The 25,627-nt window shown below is 46.3% G+C and carries 22 protein-coding genes; 11 read left to right on the top strand and 11 right to left on the bottom strand.

The genetic code is table 11. The annotated features are described in order from the left end of the window. On the top strand, positions 1 to 601 hold a 601-nt coding region (locus ACLFWI_RS05820; protein ID WP_446412144.1), incomplete at its 5' end, for a helix-hairpin-helix domain-containing protein. 191 nt (positions 602 to 792) lie between these two features. On the opposite strand, the gene ACLFWI_RS05815 is transcribed toward ACLFWI_RS05820, so the two are convergent. Further along, positions 793 to 2,082, bottom strand: a complete 1,290-nt coding sequence (locus tag ACLFWI_RS05815; RefSeq protein ID WP_446412143.1) for an ABC transporter substrate-binding protein — start codon at positions 2,080 to 2,082, stop codon at positions 793 to 795. A 92-nt stretch (positions 2,083 to 2,174) separates the two neighbouring features. Between ACLFWI_RS05815 and ACLFWI_RS05810 the strand changes: the two genes are divergently transcribed. Beyond that, positions 2,175 to 3,239, top strand: a complete 1,065-nt coding sequence (locus ACLFWI_RS05810) for a potassium channel family protein (protein ID WP_446412142.1) — start codon at positions 2,175 to 2,177, stop codon at positions 3,237 to 3,239. An 85-nt stretch (positions 3,240 to 3,324) separates the two neighbouring features. Here ACLFWI_RS05810 and ACLFWI_RS05805 read toward each other — a convergent pair whose 3' ends face one another. From ACLFWI_RS05805 to ACLFWI_RS05795, 3 genes are read right to left on the bottom strand one after another with little or no spacing between them, the layout of a single operon-like run. Further along, the gene (locus ACLFWI_RS05805; protein ID WP_446412141.1) at positions 3,325 to 3,984 is read right to left on the bottom strand and encodes a nuclear transport factor 2 family protein; all 660 of its coding nucleotides are present in this window, start codon (positions 3,982 to 3,984) and stop codon (positions 3,325 to 3,327) included. Further along, the gene (gene dcm, locus ACLFWI_RS05800) at positions 3,930 to 5,240 is read right to left on the bottom strand and encodes a DNA (cytosine-5-)-methyltransferase (protein WP_446412140.1); all 1,311 of its coding nucleotides are present in this window, start codon (positions 5,238 to 5,240) and stop codon (positions 3,930 to 3,932) included. Before dcm ends, ACLFWI_RS05805 begins: the two co-directional genes overlap by 55 nt. Then, positions 5,237 to 5,338, bottom strand: coding sequence for a hypothetical protein (locus tag ACLFWI_RS05795; RefSeq protein WP_446410826.1), 102 nt, complete (start codon positions 5,336 to 5,338; stop codon positions 5,237 to 5,239). The genes dcm and ACLFWI_RS05795 overlap by 4 nt, the downstream gene beginning before the upstream one ends. 504 nt (positions 5,339 to 5,842) lie before the next feature. Between ACLFWI_RS05795 and ACLFWI_RS05790 the strand changes: the two genes are divergently transcribed. Further along, entirely contained in the window at positions 5,843 to 7,402 is a 1,560-nt protein-coding gene (locus ACLFWI_RS05790) for a SagB/ThcOx family dehydrogenase (RefSeq protein WP_446412139.1), read from the top strand. Between the two features lie 503 nt (positions 7,403 to 7,905). Here the strand turns inward: ACLFWI_RS05790 and ACLFWI_RS05785 are convergent. The 3 genes from ACLFWI_RS05785 to ACLFWI_RS05775 all read right to left on the bottom strand — a co-directional run bounded on the left by ACLFWI_RS05785 (position 7,906) and on the right by ACLFWI_RS05775 (position 14,164). Beyond that, positions 7,906 to 10,650, bottom strand: coding sequence for a WD40 domain-containing protein (locus ACLFWI_RS05785; RefSeq protein ID WP_446412138.1), 2,745 nt, complete (start codon positions 10,648 to 10,650; stop codon positions 7,906 to 7,908). Positions 10,651 to 10,834: 184 nt separating this feature from the next. After that, complete coding sequence (locus ACLFWI_RS05780; RefSeq protein ID WP_446412137.1) at positions 10,835 to 13,576, bottom strand: WD40 domain-containing protein; 2,742 nt, start codon at positions 13,574 to 13,576, stop codon at positions 10,835 to 10,837. 54 nt (positions 13,577 to 13,630) lie between these two features. Then, the gene (locus tag ACLFWI_RS05775) at positions 13,631 to 14,164 is read right to left on the bottom strand and encodes a DUF928 domain-containing protein (RefSeq protein ID WP_446412136.1); all 534 of its coding nucleotides are present in this window, start codon (positions 14,162 to 14,164) and stop codon (positions 13,631 to 13,633) included. Positions 14,165 to 14,425: 261 nt separating this feature from the next. On the opposite strand from ACLFWI_RS05775, the gene ACLFWI_RS05770 reads away from it, so the two are divergent. Then, a complete protein-coding gene (locus ACLFWI_RS05770) occupies positions 14,426 to 15,151 on the top strand; it encodes a hypothetical protein (protein WP_446412135.1) in 726 nt (241 codons plus the stop codon). On the opposite strand, the gene ACLFWI_RS05765 is transcribed toward ACLFWI_RS05770, so the two are convergent. Then, on the bottom strand, positions 15,119 to 16,240 hold the full coding sequence (locus ACLFWI_RS05765; RefSeq protein ID WP_446412134.1) for a site-2 protease family protein: 1,122 nt from the start codon (positions 16,238 to 16,240) through the stop codon (positions 15,119 to 15,121). The two genes, ACLFWI_RS05770 and ACLFWI_RS05765, sit on opposite strands and share 33 nt — an antisense overlap. Before the next feature lie 259 nt (positions 16,241 to 16,499). On the opposite strand from ACLFWI_RS05765, the gene ACLFWI_RS05760 reads away from it, so the two are divergent. Further along, positions 16,500 to 17,003 (top strand): 2TM domain-containing protein, encoded by a 504-nt coding sequence (locus tag ACLFWI_RS05760; RefSeq protein ID WP_446412133.1) that lies wholly within the window; start codon positions 16,500 to 16,502, stop codon positions 17,001 to 17,003. On the opposite strand, the gene ACLFWI_RS05755 is transcribed toward ACLFWI_RS05760, so the two are convergent. Both ACLFWI_RS05755 and ACLFWI_RS05750 read right to left on the bottom strand, forming a co-directional pair. Then, the gene (locus ACLFWI_RS05755; protein ID WP_446412132.1) at positions 17,000 to 17,341 is read right to left on the bottom strand and encodes a precorrin-6A/cobalt-precorrin-6A reductase; all 342 of its coding nucleotides are present in this window, start codon (positions 17,339 to 17,341) and stop codon (positions 17,000 to 17,002) included. The two genes, ACLFWI_RS05760 and ACLFWI_RS05755, sit on opposite strands and share 4 nt — an antisense overlap. Positions 17,342 to 17,433: 92 nt before the next feature. Then, on the bottom strand, positions 17,434 to 17,628 hold the full coding sequence (locus tag ACLFWI_RS05750; protein ID WP_446412131.1) for a hypothetical protein: 195 nt from the start codon (positions 17,626 to 17,628) through the stop codon (positions 17,434 to 17,436). Positions 17,629 to 18,025: 397 nt separating this feature from the next. Between ACLFWI_RS05750 and ACLFWI_RS05745 the strand changes: the two genes are divergently transcribed. The 4 genes from ACLFWI_RS05745 (at position 18,026) to ACLFWI_RS05730 (ending at position 22,469) form a co-directional block, all read left to right on the top strand. Further along, the gene (locus ACLFWI_RS05745) at positions 18,026 to 20,566 is read left to right on the top strand and encodes a sugar phosphate nucleotidyltransferase (RefSeq protein WP_446412130.1); all 2,541 of its coding nucleotides are present in this window, start codon (positions 18,026 to 18,028) and stop codon (positions 20,564 to 20,566) included. A 276-nt stretch (positions 20,567 to 20,842) separates the two neighbouring features. After that, on the top strand, positions 20,843 to 21,409 hold the full coding sequence (locus tag ACLFWI_RS05740; RefSeq protein ID WP_446412129.1) for a single-stranded DNA-binding protein: 567 nt from the start codon (positions 20,843 to 20,845) through the stop codon (positions 21,407 to 21,409). 241 nt (positions 21,410 to 21,650) lie between these two features. Then, complete coding sequence (locus tag ACLFWI_RS05735) at positions 21,651 to 21,941, top strand: hypothetical protein (protein WP_446412128.1); 291 nt, start codon at positions 21,651 to 21,653, stop codon at positions 21,939 to 21,941. A gap of 102 nt (positions 21,942 to 22,043) precedes the next feature. Next, on the top strand, positions 22,044 to 22,469 hold the full coding sequence (locus tag ACLFWI_RS05730; RefSeq protein WP_446412127.1) for a hypothetical protein: 426 nt from the start codon (positions 22,044 to 22,046) through the stop codon (positions 22,467 to 22,469). A 69-nt stretch (positions 22,470 to 22,538) separates the two neighbouring features. Here ACLFWI_RS05730 and ACLFWI_RS05725 read toward each other — a convergent pair whose 3' ends face one another. Next, positions 22,539 to 22,733, bottom strand: a complete 195-nt coding sequence (locus ACLFWI_RS05725; RefSeq protein WP_446412126.1) for a hypothetical protein — start codon at positions 22,731 to 22,733, stop codon at positions 22,539 to 22,541. 592 nt (positions 22,734 to 23,325) lie between these two features. Here ACLFWI_RS05725 and ACLFWI_RS05720 point away from each other — a divergent pair. Together ACLFWI_RS05720 and ACLFWI_RS05715 are read left to right on the top strand one after the other, a co-directional pair. Beyond that, on the top strand, positions 23,326 to 23,700 hold the full coding sequence (locus ACLFWI_RS05720) for an STAS domain-containing protein (protein WP_446412125.1): 375 nt from the start codon (positions 23,326 to 23,328) through the stop codon (positions 23,698 to 23,700). A gap of 253 nt (positions 23,701 to 23,953) precedes the next feature. Further along, on the top strand, positions 23,954 to 25,627 hold a 1,674-nt coding region (locus tag ACLFWI_RS05715), incomplete at its 3' end, for a TIGR03960 family B12-binding radical SAM protein (protein WP_446412124.1).

Here is a 25,627-nt window from a genome sequence, read left to right as displayed (position 1 = left end):
GGGTTTAACCGATACCATTTCGCCACAAACCGATAACCTAACTAAACCCGCCCTTCCCAACCACCAGGAAAACCCCGATGTAGGGGCGGGTTTAACCGATACCATTTCGCCACAAACCGATAACCTAACTAAACCCGCCCTTTCCAGAGAACAGGGAATCTCTGATGATTTTCCCGATTTAATTATGATTGATGGTGGTAAAGGACAACTCTCCGCCGTGGTTGCGGTATTACAGGATATGAACCTGTTGAATAAAGTCCGAGTGGTGAGTTTAGCCAAGCAACGAGAGGAAATTTTTCTCCCCGGTGAATCCTTTCCCCTCCCCACCGACGCTGAACAACCAGGGGTACAATTATTACGGCGTTTACGGGATGAGGCGCATCGTTTCGCCGTAAGTTTCCATCGCCAGCAACGCAGTGATACATTACGCCGTTCTCGCTTAGATGAGATTCCCGGATTAGGATTTGCCCGTCAAAAACAGCTATTGGCACATTTTCGGTCTATTGATTATATTCGAGAAGCATCGGTACAGCAGCTTGCTGAAGTTCCGGGAATTGGTTCGCGTTTAGCCGAAGATATTTATACCTATTTCCACCCATGAGGATTAAGGGACTTGCGGCTTAATAATGTACCAATCAAGCCTTAATATTAACAAGGGCAAAATCGTTGTAATGCGTTTAGCGAAGCCATGCCGCAGGCTTTGCATCTTGCTCGCTACCCATTCCCAATTTATAGCAGTCGCCAGGGTGATTAGGACATTAGATCAATGCCGCTTATTATGTAGATGCAGGTTTAGTTACCAACTTTTGCATCCGCAAAACTTACCTCAATAGTCTGCAAAATCCGATCCAAATCTTTCCCGGAAACATAATCTATAATACCTGTCCAGAATGTCCCCGTGCCTACGGCTCCAGGAAGTAGATCCGAAGCGTCGTAGCGGATGATTTCATCGTCAGATAATAAGAGTTTAGCTTGACGTTTAGTCACCTCGTCAGGGTAAACCTCTAAACTAACCTGTTTGTGGGGTGAGATTGACCCTTTGATGCCGGCTAAAATTTCATGGGGTTCCACAGAAATCAAATACTCCATTAACTGCCGTGCCTCTGGGGTATCATTAAACATACCGATGATTTGCCCCCCCACTAATAACGGCACACCTAAGTCTGGAGCAATACTGGGAAACGGAAAAATATCAACATCTTCTCCCAACACCACATCATCGGGGAAAAATGAGGAGATAAACGTGGCTTGGTGATGCAGATAACATCCGGGCGGTTGATCAAATAGTGGCTTAGGTGAATCCCCAAAGAAAATACTCTGAATACCCGTTTTACCCCCGACCACATAATCAGGATTTAAAGCAATCGTACCAAATTTTTCAAAGGCATTCTTAACCGCGGGATGATTGAAGGGAATTTCGTGGTTCACCCATTGATCATAAACCTCGGGTTCCACGGTTCGCAGCATGATATCCTCGATCCAGTCGGTTCCCACCCAACCCGTTGCCTCACCACTACCAAAACCAATACACCAAGGAACGCCCCCATCTGCCACAATTTGGTCAGACAGTGCCATCATTTCATCCCAGGTTGTGGGGATTTGATACCCCTTTTCGGCAAAGGCAGCTGGGCTATACCAGACTAAACTTTTCAGGTAGATTCGATACCAGATACCGTAGAGGGTATCATCAACCCGGGCTAAGTTGAGCCAGTTCTGAGAAAATACTTCTGACAATTGGGCGGGTGACAAAATTTGCTCAATGGGTATCAGTTTCCCATCTCTGGCAAAGTCTGCCATTAAACCAAGTTGCGGGAACAGGGCGAGATCCGGTGGATTTCCGGCGTCAACCCGCACGGGTAACACCGTGGCGAAAGCATCCGTTCCCTCATACTTCACCTTTATCCCCGTCGCCTCGGTAAAGGGGGCTACCACTTGTTGCACTTCTTGAATGCCTTTCCCGGTTAGTGTACCCATGAGTGTCACGGTTTTGCTTGACTGTTCTCCCGGAAGACTGCAAGCGGTTAATAGGATCAATAAACTCAGGCATACACAGGTCAGCTTACCGATTTTGGGGATGAACATCCGTTCTTTCTACTCCAGGGACGCAATGCAGAAATTTTATTTTACTGTGAAAATAGCTTAATTATGGGAACACTTATCCATCATTCGTCTCCGTGTACTCAACTTTAGAAGAGAAATATCAACGCCTGCGGAAAGAACTGATTGGTGGTGGACTTGCCCTGTTGGGAGTCGCTCTCATCGGTACGTTATGGTACAAATTGGTAGAGGGGTGGTCATGGTCAGATGCTGCCTACATGACGATCATTACTCTGGCGACGGTTGGTTATGGAGAGACAAATCCTCTGGGCGATCGCGGACGCCTGTTCACCATTTCCCTGATTTTATTGGGTCTTATCGCCATTGGTTACATCGTCAATCGCTTTACAGAAGCCCTGATTCAAGGATACTTTCAACAAGGAATTCAACTGAGGCAACGACGACGCTTGATTGATACCTTAACCAACCACTATATCCTCTGCGGCTTTGGTCGTACAGGGCGTCAGATTGCCCTAGAATTTAAGGCTGAGGGGATTCCGTTTGTCACGATCGACTCTCAAGCTGATCAGATAGAAGAGGCGCGGGAGTTGGGTTACATTGTTGTCCAAGGGGATGCTACTTTGGATAGTACCCTACAGGCGGTGAGTATCGAAAAGGCAATTTGTTTGGTGGCGGCGCTACCCTCTGATGCGGAAAATTTGTATACCATCCTCTCTGCCAAAACCCTCAATCCCAAAATCCGCGCCATCGCCCGGGCGAGTTCTGAAGACGCCGTGAAAAAGCTGCAACGTGCGGGTGCAGATGCGGTGGTGTCTCCCTACATCACCGGGGGTAAACGCATGGCATCGGCTGCCCTGAGACCCCAGGTGATGGACTTTGTCGATGGGATTATTACCGGGGCTGATCGTTCATTTTACATGGAAGAGTTTCTGATTGACCCCTCAAGCTGTCCTTTTATCGGCAAAACCCTACGGGAAGCCCATTTGCGATCGCAAACCGGGGCATTAGTTTTGGCAATTCGCCGCGCCGATGGCAATCTGATTGCTGGACCTAATGGTGAAACCCCCCTACTATCTGGAGATGTACTCATCTGCATGGGGACAGCTGAACAAATTCGCCTACTCAACCGCGTCCTCAGTCCCCTCCGTTCTCACTGGGTACGACGACCTAAACATGGTTAAGTAGGTAGGCACAATACACAATAAAGGTTAACGGCGGGGATCGTCATTGGTCATTTGTCATTGGTCATTTGTCATTGGTCATTTGTCATACTTTAGATTTATTATCCATGTATTCTCGCCAGTATTTAATTTTTCCTTGATCAAGTTCAAAGATAATGGCATCTTCAGCTTTTGACAGTTCACCTGTTTCTTTGTTCCGTTGACACCAAATCCATTCCACGGCTCCTTTATTTCCCTGAACAATTATTTTACTAATGGTAATCTGAGTTTCTGTCACTTGGGCAAAATAATCGTCCGCTGCTGCTTTAATTTGCTGTTTACCTCTGAATCGAGAACCGGGGACAATAAATACACTATCTTCGGCAAAATCAGCGATAATTTTATCGGAATCCGCCGTTTCCCAAGCTTGTGCTTGCCGTTGGATCAGTTCTGGAATCGTTGGTTTGATGGGTTGTGTATCTGGTGAGAGCATCATGACAATACTACCATTTGATAAATTAGAACAGGAGTGCAGATTAGCCGCAACTGCGCTACCTGTAAGGCTAGAGTAACTCAAGATAGCCATTGCGATCGCGGCGATAATCACGGTGCATGTCCATGTTGTAGGTTGGGTTTCGTTCCTTAACCCAACTCGCCCAACTCCCTTGGTTAGCTGGAACATTTTGTGCAAACTTGACATTTTCCCAATAATCACTTTCCAGATAGAGAGTTTAGTGTGATCAGACTTTTGTTGGTGTGTTGACATGATAATGTATTCAAAATAACGTCGCGGGCGACAGCTTTCACAACATTGATACTGACAGAATTACCCAACTGATAGTACGCTTTATCATCGTTACTATGCAAAATAAAATCATCGGGAAACCCTTGGAGACGTGCGGCTTCTCGCGGCGTGATTCTCCGGACACGATCATTGTGATAAATTCCTAATCGATTGGCATCGCTAGCAACCAACGTGACTGATATTTTCCGGGGATCTAAAAACTTGTAAACTTCAAAGGAGAAGTTCCCTGATACAGGTTTGTATTTACCATCAACAATTTGTAAATATTTTTTAGCCACAAGTGAGTCAAGGATTTGTTCTAGATGGGGATGATTAAAAAAGCTAGCGATTTGCTCTCGACTAAGCAACTTACCATCTTGATTACGACCGAATACTTTATTCCGGCGCTTCAAAATAAAACGATTCATTAACTCAATTTCTTCTGGACTACATTTTCCCCGTAAACCCAGTTCCCATGAGTGCAGAGAATTTCCGCCACGATAATCAATCAGCCGCCGACCATGCAATTGATTCAAATTATTATTTAATCGACTTTTTAGAGCTTCAACAAACTTCGGCGAACAATCATATTTAGAATCAGGATTATCGTCTAATATGTCAGCCACAGCAACAGGTTTACTCAAGGGATTAAATAAGGATAGCTGCTGACAATTATAAGAATGGGAATCGGGCGAACCCACATCAGAGATTAACTCAAATTTTGGCGAAGCGCCTAAAATACAGACCATGTACAGGCGAACCCGGTTTTGCGGTAATCCAAAATTAGCACTGTTTAGCAGAAATGTATCAAAGCTATAGCCTCGCTCTTTAATTTCACGCTTGATTGTTTCTAACGTTCTACCCCGATCATTAGTATACAAACCGCGAACATTTTCAAAAAGTAAGGCTTTAGGTTTACAGGTATCGATTAATCTCAATATTTCAAAAAACAATGTTCCTCTCGTATCTCCAAATCCTGCCTTCTTACCCGCATAGGAAAAAGACTGACAAGGAAAACCTGCCAATAAAAAGTCATGGGCTGGCAATTGGTTAATTGCCCGGATATCTCCTAAGACCTCATGGTTAAAATTATCTTGGTAAACCCATTGACACTCTGGACTGATTTCACTTGCTAAAACACATTCAGTTTTGCAGTTTAAGGAGTCAGCCGCTTGTGCAAAGGCTAGGCGCATCCCCCCTATGCCTGCAAATAAATCAATAAACCGGATTTTAGTCATGCTTTCCGTTCAATTACACTATTAGTGGTCTCTTGAAAACTAACTTCGACAGCGACATAATTATTTTGATAAGCAACAACTAAATCAAAGCTTGTCAATCGATTTTAGGAAAAGACTAGCTGTCAGAGTTGCAGCCTCAATAACATGGAAGAACCATAAAAAATAAAATGGATTAGAACCTTAAATATAGTAAGCTTTAGCTTACTTTAGCTTTTAGCCAGGAAATTGATTTCCTGGCGATGCTGAAGTTAGAGTAGGATTATCGTTGATATTTAATCCTTGATTTAGATTGACAGATGAAAGTTTATGTGATAAGAGAAGTTGGGATTGAGAGGATCAGTCAAGTCTTCAAAATCCGGGCTAATCAACTGGGTTTATCAGTATCCAAAGGACGATATTTTTTCATCCTATAATCAGGAAAGTTGGTTTTGTGTTCTATGTAGGAATGTTTTATTATTGAGGTTGGAAATGGTTAACTCATAAGTCAACTACCCCGCCCATGTTGTATAGGGACGAGATATACCAGCTACGAATTAGGATAACGATAGCTATATTAAACACTTCTAGATAAAAGCCAGAGCGAACACTATCCTGAAAAAACTATGTCAAACCCCCAATTATCGATCGCACAACATTATCACGAGCGCACCAAATATGATCCGGAGACGATCGCGTCCAAAAATAAGCGATTAGACTGGGACAATCAACCGATACCCTTTAAAGAGTATAAACTAGGAACGACCATTGACCTGAAGCCCTATCTCAAAGAAGATCTCCAGGCGTTCGCCCAGGAACCCGGTAAAAGTTGGTGGCGGTTGTCACGGTTGCTCTTGTGCAGCTATGGTTTAACGGCTAAGATGGCAACCATGATTGGACCTCCGGTTTATTTAAGGGCGGCACCTTCAGCCGGGGGATTGTATCCGGCGGAAGTGTATTTAATTTCCCGTGGCACCTCTATATTAGCTCCAGGACTCTATAACTATCAGTGTCCTAGCCATTCTCTAGTGCATTTTTGGGATAGTGAGGTTTGGTCAGGGCTACAAGAGGCTTGTTTCCAGCATCCTAGCTTAGAGACAACGGAACTGGCGATCATCACTACTGCTATATTTTATCGTTCAGCTTGGCGCTATGAAGACCGCGCCTATCGCCGGATATTTCTGGATACGGGTCATTTGTTGGGCAATATTGAACTCGCGGGTGCGTTAACGCGGTATCGTCCCTATCTGATTGGTGGGTTTGTTGATCAGAAGGTGAATGATCTGCTTTATCTTAACCCGGAACAAGAAGGCGCGATCGCAGTGGTTCCCCTCGCGGATCAACTCCAGGGACAATGTAGCCCCTCTCAGCCCACTGCTTTACCGTCAGCGACGCAGTTTGACTATCCCGAACTTCCTGATGGGGAATTGCTGGCTTACCTGCATCAAGCGACGCAAATTGAACCGACAGATAAGCAGGAAATCGAATCACCACCATCTGGGGAATCAGAGTCAGAAAAGGTAGGTGAAGACAAGTATAATTTTCCCTTCTGTACCAAAATCTCTACGACTACATCACCGATTCAATGGGGTAGTGTTACCAGGGAAGGATATGCGCCTCAAGCTTTGGAAAATACGATTCTCAAACGGCGATCAACTCGCGCTTATACTGGTGCGCCGCTATCCTTAGATGAACTTAAATTGCTACTCGATTTCACCTATCAACCCCAACAGTACAGCGAACAAGGATTTGATAGTTCTCCTGATTATTTTGATCTAAGTTTAATTGAAACCTTTGTGGCAATTTCTGGGGTGGCGGGTTTAGACGAAGGCTGTTATTATTATGCACCAAAAGCTCAAGAATTGCGGCAAATCCGCTTTAAGAACTTCCGGCGAGAATTACATTATTTGTGCTTAGGACAAGAGTTAGGGCGGGATGCCAGTGTGGTTCTCTTTCACACAGCAGACTTGAAAAAAGCTGTGGCAAAGTATGGCGATCGCGCTTATCGTTACCTGCATCTGGATGCGGGACATTTGGGACAACGGCTCAATTTAGCGGCGATTTATTTAACCTTGGGGGTGAGTGGTATTGGCGGGTTCTTTGATCAGCAAGTGAATGAGGTTTTGGGGATTCCTGCGGATGAGGCGGTTCTTTATATTACTACTCTGGGGCGTCCGAGGAGTTGATGGTTATTGGTCTTATATTATTTGCCCCGACACCCGCCAAGAACTCAAGTTCTTGGCTTATAGCTTAAGTCCATTAAAATGGACTAAAAATGGATAGAGTTTGCGCGAAATTAAAATTATTGGAGTGCGAGCATCTTGCTCGCTACTAATACCCAATTTATAGCACTACGAGGTACGGAAAGGACATTAGTTAATCCAAACAGGGAACGGGGAACAGGGAACAGGGAACAGGGAATAGTAGAAAATGTCCTAACCTGCTTTGGTAAGGCTATAATACCCAATTTAAATGCATAACAGCTTACTATAGCCTGTCCATTTGATTGGTACAACTCAGGTGAAGTCATGTCAGGGCGGGTTTTGAACAAACGTTATCATCCCTAGCCAAAAGAAAGTCCCATTACCCGCCCCTACACAATACTCATTCTTCCCCATCTCCCCAGACGTAGCATGCTACGTCTCTACACAGCTTCCCCTCACCTCACCACTTATTCAGCAAGCCCTAATTAGTTGCAAAGGGCGCGATCGCGGTCTGTTAAATTGGGGTTAGTCTTCAGATAATCCCCTACCCAATCACAACTGCGAACTAGGAGATTATCCAGAAGGGTTTGATTAACATCCTCCAAATTCCACAAAATGATACTGTTGTCCAAACTGGCAGATGCCAGCGTTTGCTTATCGGGGTGGAAACTCAACCCTCTGATTTCATCCTGATGCCCTTTAAGGGTGACAATTGGCGTGCCATCACGTTGCCAGAGTTTGATTTGTCCGTCTAAACTACCGGATGCAATGGTTTGACCGTCAGGAGAAAATGCTACCGCATAAACTGGATGATCATGACCTTCAAGATTGTTGAGTAAAACGCCGTCTTTATTCCAGAGTTTCACGGTTTTATCCTCACTGGCGGTGGCAATCGTCTCACCATCAGGGGAAAAACTCACCGCTTTGATCGGTTCCTCATGCACCTGCCATGATGAGAGGACGGTGCCAGTTTTATCCCAAATCACGGTGAGATCATCACTAACTGAAGCAATCATCTCACCGTCGGGGGAGAAACTGATATCATTGACGCCACTACTGTGTTCATCGAGGGTTTTCAATAGCGTTCCGTCGCGATTCCACAATTTAATCGTTGCATCCTCACTCGCTGTGGCAATGGTTTCGCCATCTGGAGAAAAACTCACCCGATTTATGCGATCGCGATGTCCATCCTCTAGATTTTCTTCCCCTGGCAAAGTCTTCAGGAGTTTCCCCTCTCGGTTCCACAAGCGCAGGAGTTTGTCATTACCCACCGTGACAATCGTCTCCCCGTCGGGGCTAATGTTCACATCATAAACGCGATCGCTATTCTCTTGCAGCGTCCCTAACTCTGTTCCATCGCTTTGCCAGAGTTTCACCGTATTGTCTGAACTCGCGGATGCCAAATAATTCCTTTGGGGACTAAACCGGACACTATTGACCGCATCCTGATGTCCGTTCAGGGATTGCACGAACTGAAGTTTACCCAGTTGCCATAGTTTCACACTCTTATCTAAACTCGCCGATGCCAACGTCTGCCCATCGGGAGAAAAACTCATCCCATAAACCGCACCCTGATGTCCAGTCAGCGTCTGTTGTAGAGACGTTGCATGCAACGTCTCTACATCTAAACGCCAGAGTTTCACGGTTTGGTCATCACTACTGGAGACAAGAGTTTGTCCATCTGGACTCCAAACCACGCCATTGATCAGGTTTTCATGTCCCGTAAGCGTGGCGATAAGAGTACCATCTTGACTCCAGAGTTTGATCGTATTGTCTGCACTACTTGAGGCAATAATTTGCCCATCTGGACTAAAGCTAACCCCGGTAACGCCAGCATCATGACCCGTCAGGGTTAACAGTTCTTCACCCTCTAGCGTCCAAAGCTTGACTGTACCATCCCAACTCGCCGTCGCCAAGGTTTCACCATCAGGGCTAAAACTCACGCCATAAACTTGACCCTGATGTCCTTCCAGAGTACCCACCAACGTGCCATCTGGCTGCCAAAGTTTCACCGTTTGGTCCTCACTGGCGGTGGCGAGGAGTTCACCATCGGGGCTAAACCTGACGCTATTAACCGCATTATCATGGGCGGCGATGGTTTTAATCACGGTTCCCTCTCGATTCCACAGATTAACCGTCCCATCTAAACTGCCACTGGCAATAGTTTGCCCATCTGGAGAGAAACTCACGCCCCGGACTGGCTGACTGTGTCCAGTGAGAGTCCGAACTAATGTACCATCTGGACGCCAAAGTTTTACGGTTTGGTCATTACTGGCGGTAGCTATCCATTCCCCATCGGGACTATAACTAACATCCCATACCCTATCGGTATGACCCTCTAATTGATTCCGTTCTCTACCCCAAGACACCGTTTGTTGCAGGGCGGTGATCACATTGGCGTTTAACTGAGTATCCTTTTGACTCCAGTTAGCATTTTGCAGTTTACGTCCCGCTTTCAGGGCTTCTAATCTGGCTTCAAAGCCTTGACCAGATGTAAATAGGGCTTCTGCTGTTTTACTGTGGCTAATAATCTGCCCGGTATAGGCTTGCATCCGCAGTCGTTCGGCTTTTAAATATTGAACGAACGCTACTCCCCCTAAAATAACCGAAGCGCCTAACGCCACACTAACACCAGCGAGGAGTCGTCTTTGACCACGGGTTCTGGCTTTGCGTCCCCCATCAATATACTCTCGCTGAAGTTGGGTGGGTTTGGGTTCGATTTCCGCGTTAGTTGTCAACCATTTTTCGGCGACTTCGAGTTCACTTCCTCGGAGTAAAAGGTGGTTATTGCGTTGTTTCTTATCCCACTCTTGCGCTAGTTGTTGCAAGCGGGTATGTTTTTTAATATGGTCTAAATCGGTATCTAGGGTTTTGATCAGGGACTCAAATGACCGATTAAAATCATCGGTTTCGCGGAAGAATACCCAGTTGAGTCTCGCTAACTCTGGATGTACGCCTTTGAGTTGATCGTCCCGCAGCACAATCGGGATAATCCGTTTGCAGCGTTGCATCGCGTACTCCAGTTCTTGAGTACAGCGTTCCGCTTGAATGGCATGGGGACTAATAAAGAAGATACAGGTATGGGCTGCCTCAATTTCGGTTTTAGTCTGGGTTAGAGGACTTTCTTCCCAATTCACCCAAATATCTCGTTTCTCCCGGTTGAGGGCGTCATAGATTCTCTGAATTGCGTCTTTATCGGGGGAGGAGTAGGATATAAAAATGTCAGCCATGTTTTGTCATTTGTCCTTTGTCATTTGTCCTTCGTCATTTGTCGCAGAATGCTAGTAATTCGTTGGGGCGGGTTTAGGGATATCAAGGTGCAAAGCTTCCCGTTAGTGGTAAAACCCGCCCCGACAATTCCCTTATCTCCCCTATCTCCCCAACCTTCCAGACATTCCGGTGGAGAAGTCTCTACTAACTGCTGTCTGTTGTACAAAGGTCTTGAGATGATGAATTCGTTTGCAGATAGTCTCCTGCCCAATTACAACCCGCGGCGATGAGATTATTGAGTAATTGTTCATCCAAATACTCTAAATTCCAGAGAATCATGGTGTCGTTTTTATCCGTAGATGCCAGGGTTTTGCCATCGGAACTGAAACTGAGATGGTCTACTCCCGCTTGATGTCCGTTCAAGGTAACGACTTCTGTGCCATCTAGCGTCCAAATTTTCACCGTACCATCTAAACTAGCTGTAGCCAGGAACTGACCATCGGGTCGAAAGGTGACGCGATAGACGCGATCGCTATGTCCTGCCAGAGTCTGAAGTAACTTGCCCTCAGTTGTCCAGAGTTTCACGGTTTGGTCATTACTGGCGGTGGCAATGATTTGACCATCGGGGGAGAAGCTGACACTACCAACGGCGGCGTCATGTCCTTCAATTGTCTGTAGAGACGTTGCATGCAACGTCTCTACATCTAGACGCCACAGTTTTACAGTGCCATCTTCACTGGCGGAGGCTAGGGTTTGACCATCGGGGGAGAAGCGGACTTCTAAGACCATATCCTGATGACCTTCGAGAGTCTGCAACAGTTCGCCGTTACGCTTCCAGAGTTTCACGGTTTGGTCTTGACTCCCTGAGGCAAGATACTCTCCATTGGCAGAAAATTGTACCGTCCAGACGATTCCCTCATGCCCGTTTAGCGTCTGTTGTAGAGACGCGCCATTATTCGTCTCTACATCTAAACGCCAGAGTTTCACGGTTTGGTCATCACTGGCTGAGGCAATGGTTTCACCGTCGGGAGAAAAACTGACATTTTCCACCCAATTCTGATGTCCAGACAGGGTGTTCAATCGCTTACCATCTCGACTCCAGAGGGTGACATCCATTCCTGATGCGATCGCGATTAAGTCCTCATTCGGGCTAAAACTGGGACTAATACCAGATCGGGGCAAGGTTTTGACTAGAGGATTGTCCAGTTTCCAGAGTTTCACGGTTCTATCATCACTCGCTGATGCTAGGGTTTGCCCATCTGGACTGAAATCCACCCCAAATACCTGACTGCTATGTCCGGTGAGGGTATTGAGTAGGGTTCCCTCCCGATCCCACAGTTTAATGGTTCTGTCTTTACTACTGGTGGCAAGGCGTTGACTATCTGGGCTAAATGTCACCTGCCAAATACCATCCTTATGACCCCTTAGCGTTTGCAGTTCTTCTCCCTCAATCGTCCAGAGTTTCACGGTTTTATCCTGACTGGCGGTGGCGATGAGTTGACCATCTCCGGAAAAACTTACACTTGTAACCTCTCCTTGGTGTCCTTTCAGGGTTTGTAATTCTTCACCCTCAATTGTCCAGAGTTTCACTGTTTGATCAGCGCTAGCGGATGCCAAGCGTTGACCGTCAGCAGAGAAGCTGACACTGATAACTGGGGCATTATGTCCGCTTAAGGCGTTTAGGCGTTCACCCTCTCGACTCCACAGTTTTACTGTCCCATCCTGGCTGGCTGAGGCAATGATTTGACTATCGGGGGAAAAACTGACGTCATAAATATCATTATCATGGGCATTAATGCTATGTAGCTTCGCCCCCTCTTTTGTCCACAGGTTTACCGTCCCATCCCGGCTAGCGGAGGCAATCATCTCACCATCCGGGCTAAACTTGACCTCTCGGACGCGATCGCGATGTCCTTCTAGGGTTTTGATTAAACTCCCATCTGGCTGCCATAGTTTAATCGTATGGTCACTACTAGCGGAGGCAATACGTTCACCGTCGGGGCTAAAACTAACGCTACGAACTTTATTCCTATGTCCGTCTAATTGATTCGATTGATTCACCCAATAGACAGACTGAAGTAACGCCGTGGAAATCGTTGCATGAAGTTGAGGATCTCGGCTAACCCAGTTGGCTTGTTCCAGGGTTTTAGCCGCCTCTAGAGATTCTAAGAGGGCAGGAAATTTTTGTTGGGAAACAAATAAAGTGTCGGAGGTGGTACTTTGGACAATTAGCTGTTCTTGCTGGGCTTGGAAAAAAAGTTTTTGCGATCGCTGATATTGCCAGAACGCCACCAGTCCTAACAGAGTAGACACACCCAGCGCCACACTCACCCCAATAATTGACCGTTTTGCCTGACGAGTGACCCATTGACGACTCACTCCCACATACTCTCGATGCAAGGGTGTGGGAAAGGGTTTTTGTTCGGAACTCCACACCAGCCAGGATTCTGCCTCAGTGAGTTCACTTCCTTTTAATAAAAGGCTATTATTGCGTCCTTTTTTTTCCCATTCCATGGCTTGCACTAACAAGCGGGTATGTTCTTGGGTATCCTCTTTATTGTTATCAATGGATTGCAGGAGTTCTTGAAAAGCTTGTTCAAAAATTATCCCCTCCCGAAAATCAATCCAGGGGAGTTCTCTCATCTCTGGATGCATTGTTTCTGGGTCAACATCCAGATATAAAATCGGCAGAATTCGCTTATGGTGTTTTAGGGAACAATCTACCTCAACACCGCACTCTTTGGATGCTACTGAATCCGGGCTAATCACAAAGACGATATTATTCGATTCTTCGATTCCTTGGTAGATTTCTTGTCGCCAATCAGCGGTTAGGGGAATGCCTTCCCAATCCACCCAAACCTCACGCTTAGCATTTCTAAATGCCTCCCGCAGTTTCAGCACAAATTCCTTATTGCGCCGCGAGTAAGAAATAAAGGCTTCTTTCATAAATTGTACACCCTGAAGTGTCTAGGTTCTATGAATCAGGTTCAGTGATGATCGTTATTCTTCCGGGGTGGAAGCATCGGGGGCGGTGAACTGCATTGCCCCTTGGATGGCATTATCTTTGGTGCGATCAGCCGCATCACAGACTAATGCCAACTGGAAGTAATAATCCGTTTCCCTTTCTAGAGACAGGTCATTGGGGAGAGTGATTGCAAACTCACCGCCTTGTTCAGGAATCTCAATCATGATTTGATACACTGGATTCCAACTCTGATCAACCAGGAGAAATTCGGCGGAGGTGACAGTGGTTTCCGGTACTTGCCATGAAAGTGTTGCGGGCGAGTTCAGCGCCACCAAATAAACCCCCTGATCGTTAGTGGGCATCAAGGGGGTAATCGTTACTTCACCACATCCAGCACCGCGCAACCCAGCGCCGCGATCGCGCGATGGTGAAAGTTGGGCAGTTAAAACGTTTACATCTTGATTAGACTGGGCTTGTAGCGGGGGTTGCCAGCCGATCCCCATGACCCAGATTGTCGTGAATACCCCGGTTACCAGACTCAAAGACTTAAAAGACTTTAATCTATCCATTAGTAGATGTGTGAAACCTAATTGAGACTTATAAACTCATAATAATCGGAAATTTCCAGTTTTATCTAAAAAAATAAAATTAAGCTTATCTTCATCAAAACTTTAAAAAACCCAGAGTTTTTTAAAGGCAATCTTCATGATTATGCTTTAGTCTCGCCTTTTGAGAAGCAATGGAGGCGGTAATACCTAGTAATATATATATTACAGATCTAAGGCGACTCCTTAGGTATTTTTGCGCTGTTCTGAATTGTTGTCATTGGTGTGCCAGTAACCATTAACTATCAATCCCCGATCAAACCTATTGAGGCTAGCTGTAGCTTCTGTTTACAGTGGCTATTGGTGACGCTGTTGGGTTTTGTGGCAAGTCTATTTTGGATCGAGATTGGCGAAAGACCCGATATTAATATGATTGAGGGGATCATTGGCGGGACGATCATTGGATTTGCCCAATGGCTAGTCTTGAGACGATACCTGTCCTCCGCCTGGTGGTGGATTATTGCCAGTCTCCTCGGTTGGGGAGTCATGGGGTTGAGTTCGTTTGGGTTCATCGGTTGGTTTGCTCCCCGAACGCTGCGTCTTTTCCCTCGGTTGGTTTATGGAGTCGTCGATGGCGCAACTCTGGGGCTAATCCTGGGAATGGCGCAATGGTGGGTTCTCAGGCAGTATTTTAGCAAAGCTTGGGGATGGATTTTTGCCAATAGTCTATACTGGGCAATCGGCTTAGCCGTAGGTTGGATTGTCGGCGGAATTTTGCGCCGCTTCACCCATCTGTTTCTCAGCGAAGTTCTGGGTTTAGGGGTAACCTGGATGTTAGTTGCAGGATGCACTGGAATAACTTTAATGCGATTGCTGCGAGAGGTTCCAAAGGGCAACCCCCTGGCATCAATTAATAAATCCCTCGAACTTTATTCGAGGGATTTATTTAAGTCTTTAATTTCAGTGACGCCAATCGGTTTAAGCGGGATTGGTTTGAGTTCGCTTCTCTAGCAGACTAACAATTGATGCCTTTTCCAGCAGCCCAATCAGGACTCCATTTTCGCGCACCACAGGCAATTGAGTAAATTTGCCTTGTTCCAGCAGCGTAATCACTTCTAACAGAGACTGATCAGATTTGACGATCGCATCCAAATCCACAGACTGTATCAGTTCGCTGACTGGAGTCGTTGTCCAGTTCGAGGTGGGGACAGTTTTGAGATCATCAACCGCGATCGCACCGATCAATTGTCCTTGTTCATCAGTCACCAAGAACTTACGCCATTCTTTTTTGCCGATAATATAGTTGTTGGCAAATTCCCGCAGCGACAGATCAGCCGAGATAATTGGGCTCTCTGGAATTACCGCATCTTCAGCTTTGAGATCCTGGAGTTTTTCTTGCAGGGTGGCTGATTGCGCCGACATCCCCGCATTTTGTAGCAGGAATACGCCAATTAAGATTGTCCAGATACTACCAATGTTACTCAGACCCAAGACCGAAAGGATACCAATGCTGATTCCCAACCATCCGACAACCTGACCAACCCGACTGGCAAAAACAACACCGCGATAGGGATTCCCGGTGATTTTCCAAACCAAGGACTTGAGGATATTGCCACCATCTAAAGGTAAGCCAGGAATCAGGTTAAACAGGGCTAAAACTAAATTAATCGAAGCCAGTAAACTGAGAATGGCTGCCCAGGGACCAGAGACGCCGCTGCTCACGCCGATACCCGTAAATAGGGCAAAAAGGGCTAAACTAACTAAAGGACCCGCGATCGCGACCCAGAACGCTTCGGCTGGCGTTTGAGATTCCTTCTCCAAGCTGGCTAGACCCCCAAAGAGAAACAGGGTAATCGATTTCACCTCAATGCCCTGGCGAATGGCGACTAAACTATGTCCCAATTCATGGGCTAAAACCGAGGCAAATAGCAACAGCGCCCCCACGAATCCCAGCACCCAGGGTAAAAGACCCGTCAATCCGGCAAACCCGCCGAGATATCCGCCAAACTGAAAGGTGACCAAAGCGAGAACTAAAAACCAGGAGGGGTTTACATAAAAGGGAATCCCCAATAAATTACCAACACGAATACTACCGTTCATCCGAATTACCTCAAATCTACTCTCAAAGAAAACATTTTTATACTGTCCTCCTTGGGGTCTGAATCTATCGTAACGAAATGTAAAACTTCCATTCCACTATTATTTTTCGTAAAATCCGACCCTAGGGGTTCGGTTGTGAACATCAGCAGGTCTGTACGGTCTGTCTAGGTGTCGTTGATAATAATAGAGGAAGGACAACCTCAATGTGCCACTATTTTTTGTTTTCATCGTCAGCCCACTCATCCTCTTAATTTAGGTCATGTCTGTTTCTGAATCCACCACTATCCAGTCTTATCACCAAGAAGAACTCCAGCAAATCCTGAATCTCGCCATCGTCCGTCAAGCCAATGGCGGTGAGTTTTCCCGGACGCAGCTTGTGGAAATTGCGGCTGAATTGGGAATCTCGCCAGCGAACCTCCAACTAGCGGAACAGGAATGGCGGCTTCAGCAACAACAGCAGCATAAGCGCCAGGAGTTTGAACAATATCGGCGCAGCCAATTAAAGCAGCGGTTTGGCAAATATATTATCGTTAATAGCTTTTTAGTTGTGATTAATTTGCTCAGTGCTGGTCAGCTTTCCTGGGCATTGTATATTCTCTTGTTTTGGGGAACAGGATTGGGTTTGAAAACGTGGAATACTTATCAACTTCAAGGAGACGCTTATGAGAAAGCGTTTCAAAAGTGGTATCGCCAGCAACAGCTTAATCAGTTGACTCAATCCATTTTTACCCGGCTGAACAATTGGATTAAAGCAACGGGCTAATCTGGTACACCCGCCCTGAGTGATGTGTAGGGGCGGGTTTCACTATTATCGTTTATTGTCACCCTGATGTGACTAAACCCGCCCTCATCTCCCCCATCCCCCTCAACCCTAGGACGTTCAAAACGCAGGTAGGGAATTTGGAAACCTTGTGCAGTCGCGATCGCAATTCGGGAAATTTCCACCGCATAGGGATGAGAGGCATCAAGTATGGCTGTAATCTGCTGCTGTTGACAAAGCTGCTCAATCTGCTTCCCATTCAAGCGCCCCACTTGTATCTGTAAATTTGGCGTTTGAGGATAAAGTGACTTGGCGGCGGCTGTGTCACCGTAACCAGACAAGGCAGATCCCCAGACGCGATCGCCTCTGCTAACTGTACAATCTCACTTGTCCCACCAATCAGCCACAGAAGCCTTTGACTCTCTGGCAAAACCTACCGACCTTTCAGCGCTTTGGTAAAATTTTTCCGATAAGACTTATTTGCCACAATCAAAGCGGGCCACAACAGAGACAAATAAATCCGGTTAGGCAAGCTACGAGAGAAGTTTGTCCGATTGAACCCCGTCCAGAACTTCCAAGCGCCGTAGCCATAAATCCCCAACAGGAGGAGCAAAACTAATACTTTCATTCAATATAACCCCCAAGAAACCGAATCAGGGACTGTTTTACACCGACTGCGAAGCCTCAGCCGAGCAAAAGCGAGCCTGCTAATTCACTCATTTTAGACCAACTCCCCCAAAACGTCTCAGGTGTCCTTGGGCGGAATACAAATCATTGAATCAACTGTGATATCTAGCTTTCCGCTTTTGGGCGGCACTATTTCAGTCCTAGGTAGAATTGATCCCGGATACAAGTCAAAGTAGCATATAAGTTCAGTTCCAGTCTATTTATCCATCTATGTATGCATCAGTTGTAGCGTGACTGGGCTAGCTCAGCTTTTGTGATCAGGAACGGTTGAACGAGACAATAAGTAGAGAAATATACAGTTCAAACAGCGTAAAGCAGAAAAATTTTTAGGAGGACTTATGCGAGCAGTGCTGATGGCAGGCGGTTCGGGAACACGTCTGAGACCACTAACCTGTGATCTGCCCAAACCAATGGTGCCGGTACTCAATCGACCGATCGCCGAACACATTATCAACCTACTCAAACGCCATAATATCACCGAAGTCATTGCTACACTTTACTACCTCCCCGATGTGATGCGGGATTATTTCCAAGATGGCAGTGACTTTGGTGTGCAAATGACTTATGCGGTCGAAGAAGAACAACCCCTAGGTACTGCCGGTTGCGTGAAAAATATTGCCGAACTACTCGATGATACCTTTATTGTCATCAGTGGTGACAGCATCACTGACTTCGATTTGCAAGCCGCCATTGAATTCCACAAAAGCCGTAACTCGAAAGCCACCATTGTTCTCTACCGCGTCCCCAATCCCGTGGAATTTGGGGTGGTGATTACCGATGAACAAATGCGGATTCGCCGCTTCTTAGAAAAACCCTCAACCAGTGAAATTTTCTCAGATACGGTAAATACAGGCACTTACATCTTAGAACCCTCTGTCCTAGATTACCTGCCCGAAAACACAGAATCTGACTTTTCCAAAGACCTGTTTCCCCTACTCTTAGACAAAGGGGAACCAATGTATGGCTTTGTCGCGGATGGATATTGGTGTGATGTCGGTCATCTGGATGCTTACCGCGAATCCCACTACGACGCCTTAGATAGAAAGGTAGAGATTGATTTTGCTTACGAACAGAAACGATCAGGACTATGGGTAGGACAAAATACCTCGATTGATCCTACGGCTAAAATCCAAACCCCAGCCCTAATTGGCAGTAATTGTCGGATTGGTCCAGGGGTGAATATTGAGGCAGGAACCGTGATTGGGGATAATGTCACCGTTGGGGCTTACGCTGACCTGAAGCGTCCGATTCTCTGGAATGGTTCGATTATTGGCGATGAAGTCCATCTGCGGGCTTGTGTCATTGCCCGAGGCACTAGGGTGGATCGTCGCGCTCATGTCTTAGAAGGTGCGGTTGTCGGGTCTCTCTCCACCGTGGGAGAAGAAGCGCAAATTAGCCCCAGTGTCAGGGTTTGGCCCAGTAAGAAAATTGAATCAGGTGCCATTTTAAACATGAACCTGATTTGGGGAAGTACAGCGCAACGGAATCTGTTTGGTCAGCGCGGCGTTCAAGGCTTGGCGAATATTGATATTACGCCAGAGTTTGCCGTCAAGCTGGGTGCGGCTTATGGATCGACCTTAAAACCGGGGTCTCAAGTCACCGTCTCTCGCGATCAACGCAGTATCTCCCGCATGGTATCGCGATCGCTCATAGCTGGCTTGATGTCGGTGGGGATTCACGTCCAGAACCTGGAAGCCACCGCCATCCCCATCGCCCGTATGGTTGTACCTACCCTAGCCGTTACGGGTGGGATTCATGTCCGAGTACACCCAGATCGCCCCGACTATATTCTGATTGAGATTTTTGATTCCCACGGAATTAATATCTCCAAAGCCAAAGAGAAAAAAATTGAAGGGGCTTACTTCAAAGAAGACTTGCGCCGATCGCCGATTCCCGAAATCGGCAATGTCAATTATCCCAGCCAGTTACTTGATCTCTATAGCGTCGGCTTTGAGCGACATTTAAATGTGGAAGCCATTCGCAATAGTGGTGCGAAATTAGTGATTGATTATGCTTATGCGGTGTCTGGGGCAGTTCTCCCGGTCTTGTTGGCGAAATTTGGCTGTGATGCGGTTGTTCTCAATGCTAGTTTAAATCAAATGTCCCTCTCCGCCGAGGAACGAGAAGGATTGCTCACCCAACTCGGTCAAGTGGTGGAAGCCCTCAAAGCCAATTTTGGCGTGCAGGTGTCCGCTAATGGTGAACAACTTATCTTGGTGGATGAATCGGGAATGCCCGTGCGGGGGGAAACCCTAACCGCGCTGATGGTTAGCTTGATGCTGACGGCTCATCCTCGCTCTACTGTGGTAGTTCCGGTTCATACCTCCGGTGCTGTGGAACAAATCGCCCGTCGTCATGATGGTCGAGTGATTCGCACCAAAGCTAATCCCGCGGCGTTGATGGAAGCGTCTCAATCTAATCCTAATGTGGTATTGGGTGGTTCTGAGGAAATGGGCTTTATTTTCCCGCAACTCCATCCCGGATTTGATGCTATGTTCTGCATTGCCAAGTTAATTGAGATGCTGACGATTCAAGAGCGATCGCTCGGTCAGATTCGCAGTGAATTGCCTCGGGTATGCCATAAAACCTATACCATGCGTTGTCCTTGGACGGTGAAGGGGGCATTAATGCGCCACTTAGTCGAAACCCATGCTAATCAGGACTTAGAACTCATTGATGGGGTGAAAATTGTGGATCGGTACACAGACAGTTGGGTGTTGATTTTGCCCGATGCTGGAGAACCGCTTGTCCATGTCTTTGCCAACAGCGATGATCGGGATTGGGTCGATGAAAATCTGAGAAAATATCGCACTTATGTGCAAGAGTTCATTGAACAAGAGCAAGGGTTAGAACTGCCCCAAACTGAATCGACTGTCTAAGCTGAGCTGTAGAGACTCCTCATGCTACGTCTCTACTCCTCGCTGCTGACAAGATAGTACTTTTGTTCTAAATTAAAGAAGAAGGACGTTGAGTTATAGCAACGGACTCCTTGTTTAAATGGTCAACATTAGTCTGCTGAGTTAGGAGTAGTAATGATAGAATGGGCGAATATGGTTTTTAAACGACCAATTGTCCCAAACATAAGCGCTACTCAACTAGCAGTCATGGTCAATCAGTGACAGACCGATTACCCAAAGCGCCAGGAGATATTAACGATGAATAGCTGCGTCTTGATGGCACAAATCATTCAAGATCCAGAACTGCGTTACACCTCGGATAATCAAACCCCTATTGCCCAAATGCTGGTGCAGTTTCCCAGTATGCGATCCGACGAGCCACCCGCAACACTCAAAGTAGTCGGTTGGGGCAATTTGGCTCAAGAAATCAAGGAAAACTATGGGGTTGGTGATCTGGTTGTCCTAGAAGGGCGTCTGAGTATGAATACGATTGAGCGCCCCGAAGGATTTAAAGAAAAACGGGCTGAATTAACCACTTATCGAGTTCATAAACTGGGTGCAGATACGGACTTAGGTCTACAAACGGCTACCGTTTCCCCAACGATGCAGGCGACAACAATCCCATCATCACCCAAGAAATCAGAGAATGTTGTTCCCATGCGATCGCGCCCAGCCCCTCCAACCCCGGCACCTGTATCTGCACCAAGAGATCAGGACTATGATTATTCATCGCCGATTCAGCAGCCGACTTATGAACCGACTAAGGTGCCAAACGTTCCCCCGGTTCCCGATACCCAGAAAGATTTAGATGATATTCCTTTTTAACTGGCGAGGGGTTTGGGGAAGTTTTGTGATCTGTACAGACTTTCCATGACTTTCTGTAGGGGGGGTTTTACTACTATCGTTTCCTACCTCACCCATAAGTGACTAAACCCACCCCGACTGAGTGAGAGAGTTTTGAGTTGAATTACTTGTGAGCGAGTCGGGCAAAATTTGCTATAATTTCCCCAACTAATCATTCAGATTAGCTGGAAATTGCTGGTTAATTTGTCAGACAGGATAGATTGTGTTTCAAGTTCTCTACCCCATAATTCAGGCGATTCAGCCTTTTCTCATACCTCTGTGCTTTTGTCTAGCCTGGGCAATAGTAATCCTGAGCCTGGTGACAGTCTGGTTGGCGATTAAAGATGGTGTGGCAAATGCCAAGCGCATGCATCAAATCCCTTGTAGCCACTGTCAATTTTTTACCAACGATTATCGTCTCAAATGTACCATCCATCCGTCTATTGCCAATTCGGAACAAGCGATTAATTGTCGAGACTATTGTCCAACCAATCAGAGCATCACCCTGAATTAGCCAAGAGTTACAGACTTGCCGATAAAATAATAGAGTTGGAAAATGCTGCAATCCCAATCTCAAAGGCTTCACAACTAGCAAACTGTCGCTGACGCTGAAAAAATGAGCATTATGTCCACTCCTTCACCCAAGCCGATTAATTTTCAGCCTCACCAGATTGTTTGTTTAGAACAAGCAACCCGCCATTTATATGCTGAAGTGATTGAAGTCGTTGAATGGCGGCAGATTTGCTGGTTGCGCCCTTTGATGCTAGCTGTAACCACAAGTGAGAATGAAGACATAAACCAAGTTACAGCCCAATCTCTGAGATTGTATGATTTGCGTCAAGGACCTGACGTACTTTGGCCGACAAAGTTTTTACGACTGGTTTGGGATACGGAAGTCATTCCTCTATTAGCGCAACTGGAAGACTTACATCGCCACCCAAAAGATAATTCTGATACTCGCCATCAACTTGCTGATTTCATTGCTGAAGTTTGGCAAACCTATCCTCAGGAGTTTCAGTCATCCCGGAAATCAACTCTATAGGGTAATCTAAAACTGGCTTTTGGCACTTAAAAAATTTCCCGTCTAGCTGGGGATGATTAACGTAACCCTCTAAATACTAGGAACTAACCGGATTCTACCCGCATCCATCTCAGCCATTAATAATTCAAGGGCTTCGTAATCGGCATCGGAAATATATCCTAAGCGAGTTAATTCGTAGTTAATTTCATTCTCTATATCAGGAGTTAGTTGCCTGATATAAAGCGCTCTTTCAACCAAATGGCGGATAACGTAGGTGGTTTTCACTCTCTTATTGCACAGAATTCCATACTAGATCAATTCTCTGGGGAATTACTAGGCAAGAGCGTGATTCTAATCATTTTTCTTGGTGATCTATATCACGGTTATTTAGCAATAATTCGGATAATGAATTGATTCGATAACTAAACAGACGGTTTGCTTAAGCCGCCGCAAAAGCAACAATTCAAACAGTTTATCCCAGGTCAGTCCGGCTTGGGTAATCAATTAGCGTATTTGATTATACTAAAAATCGTTAAAGAAGTAGAACAAATGCTAAAATATAATTTATTCTATTCTATACCTGGAGGAAGATGCCACAGATAGGCTATTAATTATAGATATAAAGCAACTGGTATTAAGGATAAATATTTGTGGGGATATGGCTTTTGGCTAACTGTTCATTATTCAGTATAGTAGGCTACAAAATTTAATCTTTAGTTTACGGAACAATAAAAACCGAAAGCAGGAAAATTCCCGACGCCGGAAACCTTAACCCGTTGTTAATGAAAACTTGTAGCAGATTGGAGAATTGACGCGCTATCTTTAGGTGGATTATCTAATCCAATCTCTTAACCTATACAAATCTGAGGAGTGAGCTATGGCAATCGCAACTTTAAACTCCAAATTATCAATCGTTAGACCAACGGGTCAGGTTAATGCCTCTAATACGGTTGAATTGGATCGCCAACTGAAATCGGCTATTTTGTCGGATCGCTATTCGACAGTGCTGGTGGATATGCAGCAGGTAGAAAGCCTGGATAGTGCTGGCTTGCGTGTATTGGTATCAGCGTTGCGTTTAGCGCAACAGCGAAACCAGCGCTTTAGCCTTTGCAGTGTGGGGGATTCGGTTCGGATGATTTTTGAGCTAACTCAACTGGATCAAGCCATGGAAATCTTTGAAAGCTATGATGCTTTCTGGGCAACCTTAGCAGCTCAAGAAGACAGCCCAAGACGGACAACGGCTTATGCTTAATCCTTTGGCATTAGCTAGCTCAAACGCTCAGTAGTGTTCCCTGATAACGCTGTCAAGTAGATGTCCCTGATATCGAGAAACTAGAACAATATCATAAAGTAGGTGAATTGTACACTTCCCTGACGGATTCATTTGTTCTGATTGGAGACAGTCACAGGATTGTCGAGTGACGATTGGGCATTATTGCTAGTCTTCTGTAAGATAGATGAGTTGTAAGGGTTAACCGCACTCGATTCAGAGGGGCAAGGTTGTCATGACGATCGCACCAGAGAAACTACTGACTAAAGACATCATCAAACCAGCCCGCTACCTGGGAAATGAATTAGGCGCTGTCCATAAACCCTGGGACGCCGCCAAGGTACGCTGGGTATTAACCTACCCAGAAGTCTATGAAGTGGGTGCATCTAATTTAGGGCATATTATTCTCTACAACATCCTAAACAATCAACCTCGACAACTTTGCGATCGCGCTTATTTACCCGCATCGGATTTAGCGTCAAAGTTACGGGAAACTCAGACACCCCTGTTTACCGTCGAAAATCGGCGATCGCTCACAGATTTTGATATCCTGGGATTCAGCCTCAGCTACGAACTTGGGGCGACAAATATCCTGGAAATGCTCTGCTTAGCCCAGATTCCCCTCACTTGGCAAGAACGAGCAAATCACCCAATCACAGAGATCCCCCTAATTTTTGCTGGCGGACAAACCGCGACATCCAACCCAGAACCATACGCCGACTTTTTAGACATTGTGGCGCTAGGGGATGGGGAAGAATTACTCCCGGAAATGGGTTTAGTTATTGAAGAAGGCAAAGCCGCCGGATTAACTCGCACTGAATTACTCTTAGACTTAGCGCAGATCCCCGGCGTTTATGTGCCACAATTCTACGACATGGCAGAGGATGGTTCAGTTCATCCCAATCGCCCTGATGTACCAGCGCGGATTCTGCGGCGGGTAGCGACGCCAATACCCGAATATTCGATTGGACTGGTACCCTATATCGAAACCGTCCATGATCGGCTGACGATTGAAGTTCGACGCGGCTGTACTAGAGGATGTCGTTTTTGTCAACCGGGAATGTTAACCCGCCCCGCTAGGGATGTGGAACCGGAGAAAGTAGTCGATGCGATCGCAAAGGGAATGCGGGCGACGGGATATAATGAGTTTTCCCTGCTTTCCCTCTCCTGTTCCGATTACCTGTCCCTACCCGCCGTGGGATTGGAGGTAAAGAATCGTCTCAAAGATGAGAATATCTCCCTGTCTCTTCCCAGTCAACGGGTAGATCGGTTTGATCAAAATATTGCTAATATTATCGGCGGTACGCGCAAAAGTGGGTTAACCTTTGCCCCAGAAGCCGGCACCCAGCGGATGCGGGATATTGTGAATAAGGGATTGACGAACGAAGAATTGCTGCGGGGTGTGAAGACGGCGTTTGAGCAAGGATGGGATAAAGTTAAACTCTACTTTATGATTGGCTTGCCCGGTGAAACTGATGCCGATGTGATCGGGATTGCGGAAACGGTGAGGTGGTTGCAGCAAGAATGTCGGGCATCGGGGCGGAAACGGTTTGGCTTTAATATTACTATTTCTAACTTTACCCCCAAGCCGCATACACCATTCCAGTGGCATTCGGTGTCTACGTCTGAGTTTATCCGCAAGCAGGAATTATTACGCGATGCCTTTCGCCGGATTAAGGGTGTTAAGGTGAACTACACCGACGTGCGAATTTCGGCAATGGAAGACTTTGTGGGGCGAGGTGACAGACGTTTAGGGGCGGTGGTGCGTCGGGCGTGGGAATTGGGTGCGGGAATGGATGCATGGTGGGAAAGTTTAGATAAAGCATTTGCCGCTTGGGAAGGTGCGATCGCAGAATCTGATCTTACCTGGAAATATCGCCAAATCGAAAACGGCGAATGGAATGTGTTT

It is taken from the genome of Coleofasciculus sp. (assembly GCF_046539235.1).
Taxonomy (GTDB): domain Bacteria; phylum Cyanobacteriota; class Cyanobacteriia; order Cyanobacteriales; family Coleofasciculaceae; genus Coleofasciculus.
Note: the sequence above shows the minus strand (reverse complement) of the source record. Positions and strands in the feature narration are given on the sequence as shown.